This window comes from Gryllotalpicola sp. (assembly GCF_027352875.1).
Classification (GTDB): Bacteria; Actinomycetota; Actinomycetes; order Actinomycetales; family Microbacteriaceae; genus Gryllotalpicola.
Genome location: NZ_DAIEII010000009.1, coordinates 41,285 through 54,881, shown reverse-complemented (window position 1 = coordinate 54,881; position 13,597 = coordinate 41,285). Strand labels below are relative to the sequence as shown.

Annotated in this window: 7 protein-coding genes and 1 pseudogene; 3 read left to right on the top strand and 5 right to left on the bottom strand. The window is 72.4% G+C overall.

Annotated features, from left to right (window positions below; all coding sequences use genetic code 11):
• Window positions 1-2: 2 nt before the first annotated feature.
• On the bottom strand, window positions 3-1,166 hold the full coding sequence (locus M7D61_RS01635; protein ID WP_298226934.1) for a S16 family serine protease: 1,164 nt from the start codon (window positions 1,164-1,166) through the stop codon (window positions 3-5).
• 37 nt (window positions 1,167-1,203) lie between these two features.
• Here M7D61_RS01635 and M7D61_RS01630 point away from each other — a divergent pair, with 37 nt between their 5' ends.
• On the top strand, window positions 1,204-2,523 hold the full coding sequence (locus M7D61_RS01630) for a zinc-dependent metalloprotease (RefSeq protein ID WP_298226932.1): 1,320 nt from the start codon (window positions 1,204-1,206) through the stop codon (window positions 2,521-2,523).
• 133 nt (window positions 2,524-2,656) lie between these two features.
• Window positions 2,657-3,430, top strand: a pseudogene (locus M7D61_RS01625) (TOMM precursor leader peptide-binding protein); the annotation flags it as partial.
• On the opposite strand, the gene M7D61_RS01620 reads toward M7D61_RS01625, so the two are convergent.
• Both M7D61_RS01620 and nudC read right to left on the bottom strand, forming a co-directional pair.
• Window positions 3,384-5,147 (bottom strand): ATP-dependent helicase, encoded by a 1,764-nt coding sequence (locus tag M7D61_RS01620; protein WP_298226930.1) that lies wholly within the window; start codon window positions 5,145-5,147, stop codon window positions 3,384-3,386. The pseudogene M7D61_RS01625 and the gene M7D61_RS01620 sit on opposite strands and share 47 nt — an antisense overlap.
• Window positions 5,144-6,076, bottom strand: a complete 933-nt coding sequence (gene nudC / locus M7D61_RS01615; RefSeq protein ID WP_298226928.1) for an NAD(+) diphosphatase — start codon at window positions 6,074-6,076, stop codon at window positions 5,144-5,146. The genes M7D61_RS01620 and nudC overlap by 4 nt, the downstream gene beginning before the upstream one ends.
• Before the next feature lie 57 nt (window positions 6,077-6,133).
• Between nudC and M7D61_RS01610 the strand changes: the two genes are divergently transcribed.
• Window positions 6,134-7,264, top strand: coding sequence for a phosphotransferase (locus M7D61_RS01610; protein WP_298226926.1), 1,131 nt, complete (start codon window positions 6,134-6,136; stop codon window positions 7,262-7,264).
• On the opposite strand, the gene M7D61_RS01605 is transcribed toward M7D61_RS01610, so the two are convergent.
• Together M7D61_RS01605 and M7D61_RS01600 are read right to left on the bottom strand one after the other, a co-directional pair.
• Window positions 7,186-10,446 carry an ATP-dependent DNA helicase gene (locus tag M7D61_RS01605; protein ID WP_298226923.1) on the bottom strand — a complete coding sequence of 1,087 codons (3,261 nt, stop codon included), beginning with the start codon at window positions 10,444-10,446 and terminating at the stop codon, window positions 7,186-7,188. The genes M7D61_RS01610 and M7D61_RS01605 overlap by 79 nt on opposite strands.
• Window positions 10,443-13,505 (bottom strand): UrvD/REP family ATP-dependent DNA helicase, encoded by a 3,063-nt coding sequence (locus M7D61_RS01600; protein WP_298226921.1) that lies wholly within the window; start codon window positions 13,503-13,505, stop codon window positions 10,443-10,445. Before M7D61_RS01600 ends, M7D61_RS01605 begins: the two co-directional genes overlap by 4 nt.
• Window positions 13,506-13,597: the final 92 nt, after the last annotated feature.

The following is a 13,597-nucleotide window of genomic DNA, read 5'->3' as shown; positions in this document are numbered from 1 at the left end:
TCCTAGGATCCGCAGGTCGGGAGCGCCCCGACGCCGGTGCCGCTCGACTCCGCCGCGAGCACGACGAGCGAGTCTCTCAGGGTGTTCACCGCGAAGACGCTGAGCCCGGCGGGCACGTGGCCGACGACCTCGTCGCAATTGCTCGCCGGGGCGAGGAAGATCGTCGCGCCGGCGGCCTTCGCGGCATACATCTTCTGCCGGATGCCGCCGATCGCACCGACGTCGCCGTCGCCGTCGATCGTGCCGGTGCCCGCGACATCGAGCCCGGCGTTGAGGAATCCAGGCGTCAGCTTGTCGATGATGCCGAGTGCGAACATCTGACCGGCGCTCGGCCCGCCGACGTCGCTGAGGTTGATCGTCACGGCGACGGGGATCCTGTCGTAGCGCACTCCGATGTAGACGCCGATGACGGCTGCCCCGCTGCTCTCGACCGGAGTGATCCGGACGGTCTGCCGCACGCCGGCGCGCTCGATGACGAACGTCGCGGGCGTGCTGGCGCCGTTCGCACCGATGAGCTTCCGCAGCTGGGCAGTGCCGGTGACCGCGACGCCGTTCACCGAGACGAAGGCGTCGTCGGGTTTCAGGATGCCGTTCGCCGGCAACGTCGGATCGACCGAGCCGACGATGACCTGCTCGCCGATGGTGTGCCCCAGCTCGCGCAGCGCGGCGACCGTCGCGTCCTGCTGCGAGGTCGCCATGTCCTGCGCGCTCTGCCGGCTGGACTGGTCGGAGGTCTCGCCGGCCGGGAACTCGACGTCGACGGGAACGACCGTCCTGCTCGGGTCGAACCACGCCTGGACGACCTGCGACCAGCTCGGCAGCGCATCCGGATTGCCGTAGAGGTTGACCGTGAGCAGGTCGAGCTGCCCCTTCGTCGGATACGTCTTCACCGCGCTCGGGATGGCGAGGACCTGCTTGGCGTTCGCGCTCGGCCGGGTCGTGCCCTGCGGGCTGTAGACGGGAGTGTCGACGCCGAGGGTGTTGTAGACCGGCCCCGGACCCTCGATGACGTAGGGCGCGGGGGTCGCGGCGAGGACGGCGGCCAGCACCACGGCCGCGGCGATGAGCACCCATCCGACGAGGACGCGGCGCGGGGTCCGCGGCCGGCCGGCCCCGCCGCGAGCCGCGGAATCGTCTTCCTCATCTCTAGCAGCGAACAGCGACATCGGTTTCTTTCCAGCGGGCGGCCTTAGCGTTGTCAGTATGGCGGATGACGACAGGCAGAACCCTGAGGACGCCCTGCGCGACATGCTGCGCGGCCTCCTCGGCGGCGACGGCGGGATCGACCCGGCGAAGCTTGCCGGCGTGGCCGGGCTGCCCAGCGATCCGGCATCCGTGCAGCAGCTCATCGCGCAGCTGCAGAACGCCATCCGCGTCGACGGCACCGTCAACTGGGACCTCGCCAAGCAGCAGGGGCAGCAGCTCGCCCGCAAGAACTCGGTCGCGACGACGCCCGGCCAGGTGTCGGGGCTCGAGCAGGCGTTCCACGTCGCCGCGCTGTGGCTCGACGAGGCGACGACCGTCAGCGAGTTGACGGAGGTGCCGGAGCTGCTGGGGCGTGCCGACTGGGTGCGCCTCACCATGCCGCTGTGGACGCAGCTCGCCGAGCCGGTCGCATCGTCGATCGCCGACGCGCTGACGGCCGCCATGCAGGAGCAGGCGCCCGAGGAGTTCGCGAGCATGATCGCCGGTTCGACGAACATGCTGCGCTCCATCGGGGGGACACTGTTCGCGCTTCAGCTCGGCCAGGTCGTCGGCCAGCTCGCCGAAGAGGTCGTCTCCGGCGGCGATATCGGCATCCCCCTGCTCGAGGACGGCGTCGCGGCCCTGCTGCCGCAGAACGTCGCGGCGTTCGGCGAGGGACTCGACATCCCGGCCGACCAGGTCGCCCTGTACCTGGCGGTGCGCGAACTGGCGCACGCCCGGCTGTTCCGCCAGGCCAAGTGGCTGCGGCTGCAGGTCATCACCTCGATCACGGAGTTCGCGCGCGGCCTGCGCATCGACACGGACCGCATGGCCGAGCTCGCCGAGGGATTCGACCCGTCGAACCCCGAGGAGCTCCGCGAGGCGCTCTCATCCGGCGCGTTCATCCCGCCGAAGACCGAGGCGCAGCTCGCGACGCTCGCCCGGCTCGAGACGACCCTCGCGCTCGTGGAAGGCTGGGTCGACGTCGTCACGGCCGCGGCCACTGCCCGCCTGCCCAAGGCATCGGCCGTCGCCGAGACCGTGCGCCGCCGCCGCGCTTCGGGCGGACCGGCCGAGTCGGCGTTCGCGACCCTCGTCGGGCTGGAGCTGCGGCCGCGGCGACTGCGCGAGGCGGCCGCGATGTGGCAGGCCGTGACGGATGCCGTGGGCTACGCGGCCCGCGACGAACTCTGGGCTCACCCCGACCTGCTGCCGGATGCCTCCGACATCGACGACCCGTCCGGCCTCATCGCTCACCTCACGGCGCTGACATCGGGCCAGCGCACTCCCCAGGACGACATCGACCGCGCCCTCGACGAGCTGCTCGGCGGGGAGTAGCCCCGCGAGAGGCCCGAAACAGCCGCTCCTGCGCGCGTGCGGAGCCGCTTCGCGCACCTCGCGCTCGGTCGGCGCCGCCGGGTGTTGTGGAGACGCCGCGCGCGAGTGCGGCGGTGCAGGGCATCCTGCGGGGATGATCGTCAGGCTCGACCCGCGCCATCCCGCCGCATGGCGCTCGCCCACCACCGTGCAGTTCGGATTCGATGCGGTCGCCGCGGTCGTGCCGGATGCCTCCGGCGTCACGGCCCGCCTCATCGCCGCTCTCGCCGAGGCGACGGCGCTGCCCGTCGAGGCGCTGCGCGTCGCCGCCGCAGCCGGCGGGGCACCCGCCTCCGCGGCGGACGACTTCGTCGCCGCCGCAGCCGCTGCCCTGCTGCCCGCCGCCTCGACCGGAACCGCGGTGCCGACAGCGCGCGTGGCCGTCGACGGGTCCGGCCCCGAGGCGGCGGCGATCGCGAGCGCGCTCGCGTTCGCGGGCGCCGAACTCGTCCACGACGACCGGGCCGACTGCGCCGTCGTCGTCGGCCGCTACGCGATCGAGCCGGAACGCTACGGCAGGTGGCTGCGTCGCGACATCCCGCACCTCGGCGTCGTCTTCGGCGACGTCGGCGTGCGCATCGGCCCGTTCGTCGAACCCGGCGACGGCCCGTGCCTGCGCTGCGTCGACCTCGCCAAAACGGATGCCGACGAGGCGTGGCCGGTGCTCGCGGCGCAGCTCGCCGGCCGGGACGCCTGGACGACGCTGCCACTGGCCAGGCCCGCCGCGCTCCGCGTCGCGACCGCGGTGGTGGACCGGCTGCTCGCCGACGACAGGTCGTTCGCAGAGCGGAGCGTCTTCATCGACGCGGCGTCCTTCCGGCTCAGTGCCGCGCCGCACTGTCCGCACCCGCGATGCGGCTGCCGAGGTCTGCCAGGAACCGAGACGCCGACCGGCGCTCCCGCCGCGGTCCCTGCGCGGCCCAGCTCAGCTCGAGTCGCTCGCGAGCGCGGGTGATAGCGACGTACAGGAGCCGGCGCTCCTCGTCCTGTGCGGCGAGCGTCGTCGCGTACGAGATCGGCAGCAGACCCTCGCTGAGCCCGACGAGATAGACGGTGCCCCACTCCAGCCCCTTCACCGAGTGGATCGTCGCGAGGGTGACCGCGGCCACCGTCGGCTCGTGCTGCTGCGCCTGGCGCTGCAGCAGCTCCTCGGTGAACTGTCGGAAGGTCGTGCCCGGCGCCGCCTCGTCGGCGAGGCGCATGAGCGCGCTCAGCGACTCCCACCGCCCGCGCACGGCGCCCTGGCCCACGGGAGGGGATTGCGTCCACCCGAGACTGCGCAGCACGTCGCTCACCGATTTGAACAACGGCTCGTCCACGACCGCCACCGATGCCCCGCGCAGGGCGAGCACCGCCTGCTTGACCTCCGGCAGGTCGAAGAAGCGCTTCGCCCCGTGCAGCCGGTAGGGGATGCCGGCCGCGGCGAACGCCTGCTCGAAAGCCGCGGACTGGACGTTGACGCGGTACAGCACCGCGATGGACTCCGGGCGCTCGCCCGCGGCGAGCTGCTGCGCGATGGCTGCCGCGATCCCCGCCGCCTCGGCGGCGTCGGTGTCGTAGACCGTGAGCGTCGGGGCACGGGTCTGACTATCGGCCGCACCCCCGCCCGCCTCTCGGCGGCGACTGTCGGTGCGACCCTCACCCGGACCGTCGCTGGAGCCGGTCGCCCGGAGTGCGATCGCTCCGGGCACCCCACGGACGGCCGCATTCGCCGCCTCGACGATGCCCGCGCGGGAGCGGTAGTTGTGCTCCAGGCGCACGAGCGCAGCATCCGGATACCGCCGTTCGAACCCGAGCAGGTAGTCGCTCGTCGCGCCGGCGAACGAGTAGATCGTCTGACTCGCGTCGCCGACGACGCAGAGCTCGCGCCGCTCCCCCAGCCAGACGTCGAGCAGCTGCTGCTGCAGCGGCGACACGTCCTGGTATTCGTCGACCACGAAGTGGCGGTACTGCTCGCGCACCTGGAGGGCGACGGACGGCTCGGACTGGATCATCCCCGCCGTGACGAGCAGCACGTCCTCGAAGTCGATCTGGCGGCGCTCGTCCTTGAGCCGCTCGTACTCCGCCATGAGATCGAGCACCTGTTCCCCGGTCAGCCCCGCAGGCACCGGCCGCGTCGCCAGCCGGTAGGCATCGAGCGAGAGACCGCTCACCTTGCGCCACTCGATCTCGGCGGCCGCGTCGCGCAGCACCGCCTGGTCGACGCGCAGCGCGAGAGCGGATGCCGCCTGACCGAGCAGCGCCGCCTTGCCGGGCAGCAGCGCGGGGGCGCTGCCGCCGACGAGCTGCGGCCAGAAGAAGTTGAGCTGCGCGAGCGCGGCCGCGTGGAAGGTGCGGGCGTTCACCTCGCCGGCTCCGAGCGCACGCAGCCGTGTGCGCAGCTCGGCCGCCGCGCGGTTCGTGAAGGTGAGCGCCAGCACGCGGTTCGGAGCGTAGGCACCGGTCGCCACCCCGTGCGCGATGCGGTGCACGATCGTGCGGGTCTTACCGGTGCCGGCGCCGGCAAGGATGCGCACCGGGCCGTAGAGCGCCTCCGCGGCAAGGCGCTGCTCGTCGTCGAGGCCCGCGAGCAGCCCGCCGCTCACGCCCCCGGCCCGCGCTGCGGCGGCGGCTGATCGAGCGGGCCTCCGTACCAGTCCTCCAGGATCGTCCTGGCGATGGAGCCGGAGCCCGGCAGGAGCACATCGTCGCCCTCCGCCTGGATCTCCTCACGGGTGAACCAGCGCACGTCGAGGATCTCGGTGCCGTCGGCGCGTGCGGTGGTCGGGTCGGCGGCCCGCGCCTCCATGCCGATCATGATCGACTGCGGCAACGGCCAGGGCTGCGAGCCGAGGTAGCGCGGCCCCGCGATCGTCACCCCCGCCTCCTCCCGCACCTCGCGGATGGCAGCCTCCTCGAACGACTCGCCGGCCTCGACGAAGCCCGCGAAGAGCGAGTAGCGGTTGTTCTCCCACAGCGCGTTCGAGCCGAGCAGGATGCGCCCGTCGTCGTCGAGCACGCGCACGATGACCGCGGGGTCGGTGCGCGGGAAGATCTCGCGACCGCACCCGGTGCAGCGCCGCATCCACCCCGCATGCTCGATGGTCGTGGCCGCGCCGCAGCGAGGGCAGAAGGTGTTGGACTCGTGCCAGTTGCCCACCGCGACGGCGGTGACGAAGAGGGAGTATTCGGTGGCGTGCAGTCCGAGTGCCTCGCGCATGCCGAACCACGCACGAGCTTCGGGCTCGAGCCGCGCCGCCGCCTCCTCGTCGAGGACCGCCGCGAGCGTCGGGCGCCCGCCGACGACGCCGAGGTAGACCAGAGTCGCCACCTCGTCGAGTCTCTCGCCGAGGTGGCTGGGGGACCACAAGTCGATGCGGCCGTCGGAGCCGGTGGTCCTGCCGCGATGAACGGCGATGACCGCGGTCGCGTCGTCAGCCGTGAGCCGCTTGATCACCTCCGGGTCGAAGCGCGCCCCGCCATCGCGGTCGAACACGAGCGCGTCGACCGGATCGAGAGGGGTCCGACGTTCCATTGGCCTCCGCGCGTGGCTGCGGCTCGAATCGAGATCGCCCGACCTACGCTGAAAGGCATGGTCAGGACTCCCCTCACTCTAGCCGCGCTCGCGACGGCCGCGGTGCCCGGACTCGAGATCGCGCGAGCGTCCTGGCACTCCACGGGGCGCACCGGAGACTTCGACTCCGCGTTGCTGGAGACTTCGGGCGGACGCCGCGTTCTCATCCGCGTACCGACCTCGCCGACGGCCGAGATCGAGCAGGGCGCCGACCTCGTCGCACTGCACGCGCTCAGCAGCGGAATCCGCTCGCATCTGCCCTTCGGGGTGCCCGTCGTGCTCGGGCAGGCACCCTACGACGGCACGCGCGCCGTCGTCTACGAGCTGCTCGCGGGCCGGCCGATCACCGTTGACGACGTGACAGGCGAGCGCGCCCACGGCATCGGGCGCGCCATCGCGGCGATCCACTCGCTGCCGAGCGGATTCGTCGGCGACGCGGGGCTTCCGGTGCAGTCGGCCGACGAGGTGCGCGAGAGCACCGTCGCGATCATCGACCGCGCGGCCTCGACCGGGCAGCTTCCCGCGGCCCTGCGCACCCGCTGGCTTTCCGCCGTGGCGGATGCCGCGCTGTGGCGCTTCCAGCCGACCGCCGTGAACGGCGCGCTCAGCGCCGAGTCGCTGCTCGTCGACGGCGACCGGGTCGCCGCCGTCATCGGCTGGTCGGGGCTCGCCGTCGGCGACCCCGCGCGCGACCTGGCCTGGCTCATGAGCGCCCACCCCGATGCCACCGGCGACGCCCTCGAAGCCTACGAGCGCGCTCGTCAGATCGGCTCCGACGCGGCACTGCCCCGGCGGGCGCTGCTCCACGCCGAGGTCGACCTCGCCCGCTGGCTGCTGCACGGCCACGATCTTCACGACCCGGTCGTCATCGCCGACGCGGTGGCGCTGCTCGACGACCTGGTCGACCGGGTGCACCTGGGCGGCGTCGACGCCTTGCGGGCGTCGACCGGCCCGGTCCTGACGATCAGCCAGGTCGAGACGATGCTCGCCGCCGGCGGCCCGGCCGGCGAGAGCTATGCGGCGGGATTCGCCCCGCTCGATGACATCGAGGAATCCGACGGTCAGCTGACTCAGCCGATCGAGCCGCTGCCGCTGTCCGGCGACGAGGACACCGAGGCCTCGACCGACGACCAGACCTCCGCGAGCTGATCCGGACCGTAGATGACCTGGGGCTCGACGACGACATCGTCGGCGACGAAGTAGAACAGCGCGGAGACGGATTCCGGGGCGAGACCACGCCATGAGGCGAACGCCGCCCGGTACAGCGCGAGCTGGAACTGCCAACGGGTCATGTCGTCAGGGTCGAACGATCCGTCGGCCGCACGCTTGGGCAGCGTGCCGGTCTTCCAGTCGACGATCTGCCACGAACCGTCGTCGAGCGCGTAGACGGCGTCGAGCTTGCACACGAACACCTGCCCGGCCAGCGGGTACTGCAGCTCGATCTCGACGAAGGCGGGCTGCCGCCCCGCCCATCGGCTGCCCTCGAAGTTCGCCGTGAGCGCTTCGAACCGCACTGCCTCGGACGCGTCGACATCGAGATCGGTGTCACCGGCGAGCGCATCGTCGATCTCGTCGACGGAGCCGGCGAGCTGGGCCCGCTGCTCGACCCAGGAGTGGAACCGGGTGCCCAGGCGGGTTTGGCGGTAGGGCCGCTCCGGCATCGGCCGCCACAGCTCGTCGAGGGTCTCTGCAGTCTTCGTGGCGTAGTCCTTGAACTTCGAGGCCGAGACGCGCTGCGGCAGAGCCCGAACGCTGTCCCCCGCACGGTGCTCGGAGAGGAGGACATCGAGAAGGATCTGCAGTTCGGAATCGCGGATCGGCCGTCCTGCGGCGGCGCGAACCGCCGCCGCTGCCTCCTTGACCCGAGTCTCGCGAGCGCCGAGCGGGTGCAGCGGCCAGGTGATCTCGCCGGCCTGCGAGGCGATCTCCGGCCTGGCGGCCTCGCGCCGCTCGGCCGTGCCGGAGGCGTCGAGCAGCCGCTCCTCGACGAGCTCGGCGTAGAGGGGGCTCAGCTCCGTCGCGGTCGCGCGGTGATCCCAGTAGGAGCCGCTGATGAGCAGCGCGTCCCTCGGGCGGGTGACGGCGACATAGGCGACACGGCGGCGCTCGCGCTCGTGGTGCGCGAGGACGCCGGCTTTGAACTCGTCGACGGCCTGCTCGAACTCGGCCTGGGTGGTGACACCGCGCCAGTCGAGGACCGGCAGGGCTGCGGAATCCAGCCGGAACGGGTAGGGAAGCCTGCCGGGCTGCAGCCAGCCGTAGCCGTCGCTGCGGTGCGGCTTTCCGGGCACGTCGGCCGCGACCTGCCGCGGGACGGCGACGACATCCCATTCGAGGCCCTTCGCCGCGTGGATGGTGATCACCTGGACGGTGCCGGGCTCAGGCGGCTGCTGAGGCAGGTCGCGATCCTCGTGCCTCTCGACCTCGGCGAGCCAGCCGAGGAACGCCCCGAGCGAGGTGCGCTCGTCGACGAGGAGGAAATCGCCGACGAGCTCGCGGAAACTGGTCAGAGCGGCTTCGGCAAGGGGTGCCGACTCGTTCGCCCGCGCCTCGATGTCCAAGCCGAGCGTCTGAATGACGAGGGCGACGAAGTCGGGCAGGTCGAGCCCGGCCCGGGAACGCAACCGCCGCAGCACGCGCGCAAGGTCGGCGATGCGCTCTCGGGCCGGCGGTGAGAAGTCGGCGAAGAGCGGCCGGCCGAGGTCGGCCTCGGCGAAGACATCGACGGCGTCGACGATCGAAGCGCCCTCGTCGCGGGCGACCGATTGCCGCAGCCGCTGCTTCACCTGTGCGTCGAGCTTCTCGAACCGGCCGTCGTAGTCGGTGATGCGCTCGGCCAGATGTCGCAGCGACTGGATGTCGCGGGGGCCGACTCGCCAGCGCGGCCCCGCGAGCAGGCGGATGAGCTCGGATCCGGCCAGCGGGTCGTGGATGACGCGGAGCGCGCTGACGAGGTCGGCGATGACCGGCTGGTCGAGCAGCCCGCCGATGCCGAGCACGTGGTACGGCACGTCGGCGTCGCGGAACGCACCGAGGAACGGACTGATCCTCTTCAGCGACGCGCAGAGCAGGGCGGCGCTGCGCGGCGCGCCGTCCTTGCCGGGAACCGCCAGCTGAGCCTTGAACCACTCGGCGACCGCACCGGCCTCGTCGTCGATCGTCTCGGTGAAGACGAGGTCGAGGTCGCCGTTCTCCGCCGACGGCGCGGGCGACAGCCGCGGAGAGTCGCGACCGACGAGCGGGCTCACCAGGGCGTTGGCGATGTCGAGGACTTTCACGGGATTGCGCCAGCTCGTCATGAGCGGGTACTCCGTCGCACCGCCCGCGGCGCCGGTGAAGTCGACTCCGAAGTTCTCGATGTTCGCCGCGCTCGCACCGCGCCATCCGTAGATCGACTGGTTGGGATCGCCGACCGCCATGACCGGATGGCCGTGGAACAGCGACGAGAGCAGCCGGGTCTGCGACACCGAGGTGTCCTGGTACTCGTCGAGGAGGACGACCTTGTACCGGGCGCGGTAGAAGTCGCGCACCTTCGCCGACGCCTCGACCACCTGCAGCGCGAGCGCGACCTGATCGCCGAACTCGATGAAGCCGCGTCGACGCTTCTCGGCCTCGTACCTCGCGACCAGGTCGAGCAGGACGGGGATCTCGCCGACGACCGCCGCCGCGCGCACGACCTCCTTGCTCGGCATACGGCGCCTCGCACCGTAGGGGAGCTCCTCGAGGGCGGCGAAGTCCGCGGCGAACCCGGCGAGCGCACCCCGGTCGACGTCGTTGTCGGCCAGTTCGCGGCTCAGCGAGAGAACCGCGGCGGTGAGGCCGTCGACGCCTCGGTCGAGGTCGACGAGTCTCGAGTCGGAGCTCGTCACCACGACGTGGCGGGCGAGCTGCCACGCGGACGCCTCGCTGAGCACGGCGGAATCCGGCTCGCGGCCGATGAGCAGGGCGTTCTCATGGAAGACGCTGTTCGCGAAGGAGTTGTACGTCGCGACCGACGGCAGGTCGAGCTCGTCGGGCGCGCCGTCGCGCAGCAGATCGGCGCGCACCAGGTCGTCGAGCGCGGTGCGGACGCGCTGCGCCAGACTCGCGGCGGCCTTGCGCGTGAAGGTGAGGCCCAGCACCTCGGGCACCGTGACGTGCCCGTTGGCCACCAGCCAGACGACGCGGCTCGCCATCGTCGTGGTCTTGCCGCTGCCGGCGCCGGCGAGCACGATCGCGCTCTCGCCGGGCGGGGCTTCGATGACGGCGATCTGCTCGTCCGTCGGGAGGAGAGGCTTCTGGTGCGCCGGGGTGAGCGCGATGGCGAGATCCACTGCGCTGAAGCCGCTCATGCGCTCACCGCCGCGATGAAGTGGATGCGGCTCGAGTAGCCGCTCTTGTAGTGGCGCTCGTCGAAGACCTTCCCGACGAAGGTCGCCCTGCCCATCAGTTCGGCGGCGTTCAGCACCCGCTCGCGGAATCGCGCGATCGCCTCGTCGTCGAGAGGCGGCTGTGCGGCCTCGCGGTACGGCCGGGCCTTGCCGTCCAGCGCGACGAAGACCAGCTTCGCACCCGCCGAGGGGCCGATGCCGTCGCCGAACGCGCCCTCGCCCAATGCCAGCTGGTAGGCGCTGAGCTGAGCGTGCTCTCCGATCGCTCCTGAAGCCGGAGCCGCCCGCGCCGACGCGCTCGTCTTGAGGTCGACGACGATCACCGCACCGTCCGGGGTCCGCTCGACGCGGTCGATCGAGCCGGAGAGCACGGCAGGCCCGAGATCGAGCGTGAACCGGCCCTCCGCCTCGATCGGCGTCAGCCCCGCCGACGTCTCGTCGGCGAGAAAGGCGTGCAGCCCTGCCGCGATCCGCTCCGCGCGGCGATGAGCGCGCTCGCCGAGCCACGACGACTCGAAGACGAGCTCGCTCCACCGCGTGTCGACGTCGGCGACGATCCTCTCGGCCGAGATGTCCGGAGAGTCCTCTCTCGCGATCTCCTCGAACACCTTGTGCACGATGGTTCCGATCGCCGCCTCCGGCCCGCCCGATGTCGCCGACATCTGATCGATGAACCAGTGCAGCGGGGATTCCTCGACGCTCTCGATCTTCGACGGCGAGACGCGCACCTGCTCGCCCGGGCGAGCGAGCGGCGCAGTCGATGTCGGCTCGGCGAGGCCGTACCACTCGTCCGGGGAGGCGCCCTGGGCGCCCTGCCGGGCCAGCAGGGCGAGCGCAGCCGCCGCGTCGGCCTTCGCCGCCGCCGACGTGCTCTGCGACGTCAGCCGGCGGCGCAGATCGCCGGTGAGACCGCGCAGCGTGAGCGCGAAGTCGGGAACAGCGAGCTCGGCGCCACGCGCGAACCGGTGGAACGCGGACGGCTGCTCGTCCTCGCTCGCCGTCGCCGCGACGACAACCCGCTTCCGCGCCCGCGACACGGCGAGAGCGAACATTCGCGCCTCGTCGTCGATGACGAGCTTCCGCTCGTCGATGGCCGCTTCCGAGACCCCGGTCACCGTCTCGACGAGGCGCTGCGCACCGAGCAGAGAACCGCGCAACCGGATGTTGGGCCATACGCCGTCGTGGACCATGGCGACGACGACGACCTCGAACTCGGCGCCGACCACGCCCGCGGGCGTGGTCACGTAGACCGCCTCGGCGAGCCCCTGGCGGGCGAGGGTGTCCTCCGGCACCGCGGAGTCGAGCACCTCGGCGAAGAAGTCGGCGACGGGCCGGTGCTCGTCGCGCTCGACGAAGCGCTTCGCGGCGGTGAAGAGAGCCACCACCCCATCGAGGTTCCGGTCGGCCTCCTCGGCGAGGATGCCGCCGGCACGGGAGTCCCGTCCCCACACGTCGGCGAGGCCGCTGGAATCCCAGACGCTCCAGAGCAGCTCCTCAATCGTGGCGCCGGCCCCGGCGAGCGAGCGCACGCGTTCCAGCTCATCGGCGAGCCGCCTCGCCCGCCCCACGAGCGCGTTGTCGATGGTGGCGAGCCGGCCGGGACCTGACAGCGCGTCGACGAGCAGGTCGTCGCTCGATCGGCTGCCGCCGCTCTTGATCTCCTCCTGCCTCAGGGCGATGCGCAGCCTTCTCAGCTGCACCCGGTCGAGCCCGCCGAGCGGACCGGAGAGCAGCTCGCGGGCGACCTCGGCGTCGAGGCGGCGGGGGTCGAGGGCGGCGCGCACCGCAACGAGCAGCTGATGGGCGGCGTAGTCGTCGCGCAGCGCGCGCGCGGCGACCTGCGTGCGCACCGGAATCTCGGACGCGGCGAGCGCGCGGGTGATCGCAGACGCCTGGGCACCTGATCGCACGACGACCGCCATGTCGCCCCAGCCGACCCCCGCGACGAGATGCTGGCGCCGCAGCTCCCATGCGACGGCGGCGTACTGAGCGGACGTCGACGGCGCCGAGACGACCGCGACCGAATCGTCGGCATCGGCCCTGCCCGCGACGGCGGCGCGCTGCATGCCGCCGCGGGCCGTTCCGATTCCGGCGGTGACCCGTGCGGCGAGATCGCGCAGCGCCGGACCGTGGCGGTGCGCGACGCCGAGCACGAAGCGGGGAGCCGGCATGCCGATGCGGCGTTCGAAGTCGCCGAGGAACTCCGGCTCGCCCCCGCGGAAGGTGGCCGTCGCCACGTCGGGATCGCCGAAGACGACGACGGCGACGCCGGTCGCCGCGAGCGCGCGCAGCAGGGTCGCGGCACCGCGGGTCACCTCCTGCGCGTCGTCGACCGCGATGACGTCGAGACCGGGGTCGACAGCGCGCGAGACGACGAGGCCCGCGGATTCCACGAGCAGCTCGGCCGCCGTGCGGAACTCGGGCCGCATCGCCGAGGCCACATCGACGTGCTCTGCGATGACCGCAGCCGCCGCGACCCACGCCGGCTCGCCGTGCGCGCGCCCGAGCGCGGCGACCTCGGCGACGCCGAGGCGGAGGTCGACCATCCGGTCCATCAGCTCCCGCAGCTCGGCGCGGAAACCGGGCAGCCGGCGCACCTCGGGCCCCAGGTGCGCCGGCCAGGCGGCATCCGCGTCGTCATCGCGGCCGTCGAGGATGGCGGCGAGAATCGCGTCCTGCTCGGCCCCCGTGAGCAGCCTCGGCTTAGGGGCGCCGACGGCGATCGCCTGCTGTGCGACGAGCTGGAACGCGAGCGAGGTGGCCGTGCGCGAGCGCGGCCCCTGCGCCGTCACGCCGAGGCGCAGCGCGAGCCGATCACGCAGCCGGGTCGCGCCGGGCCGAGTCGCGCTGAGCGCGAGCACTCGATCCGCGGGGATGCCCGCCGCCACGCGGCTCGCCACGAACTCGATCAGGGTTGTCGTCTTGCCCGTTCCGGGCGCACCGAGCACGAGCGCGCTGCGGCCGGGCTCGAGGCCGAGCACGGCGCGCTGCGACGCGTCGAGCACGACCGGGTCTGCCATGCCTGGAACGCTAGCGGCAGGGTCGGACACCGGTCGGGAGCACGCGCTGTCCGCGAACCCGGGCGGATCGCGAACCCGGGCGGATCGTTCGC

Coding starts and splice junctions, on each gene's coding strand:
- M7D61_RS01635 (WP_298226934.1), bottom strand. CDS start 1,166: ATGTCGCTGTTCGCTGCTAGAGATGAGGAAGACGATTCCGCGGCTCGC.
- M7D61_RS01630 (WP_298226932.1), top strand. CDS start 1,204: ATGGCGGATGACGACAGGCAGAACCCTGAGGACGCCCTGCGCGACATG.
- nudC (WP_298226928.1), bottom strand. CDS start 6,076: ATGGAACGTCGGACCCCTCTCGATCCGGTCGACGCGCTCGTGTTCGAC.
- M7D61_RS01610 (WP_298226926.1), top strand. CDS start 6,134: ATGGTCAGGACTCCCCTCACTCTAGCCGCGCTCGCGACGGCCGCGGTG.
- M7D61_RS01605 (WP_298226923.1), bottom strand. CDS start 10,446: ATGAGCGGCTTCAGCGCAGTGGATCTCGCCATCGCGCTCACCCCGGCG.
- M7D61_RS01600 (WP_298226921.1), bottom strand. CDS start 13,505: ATGGCAGACCCGGTCGTGCTCGACGCGTCGCAGCGCGCCGTGCTCGGC.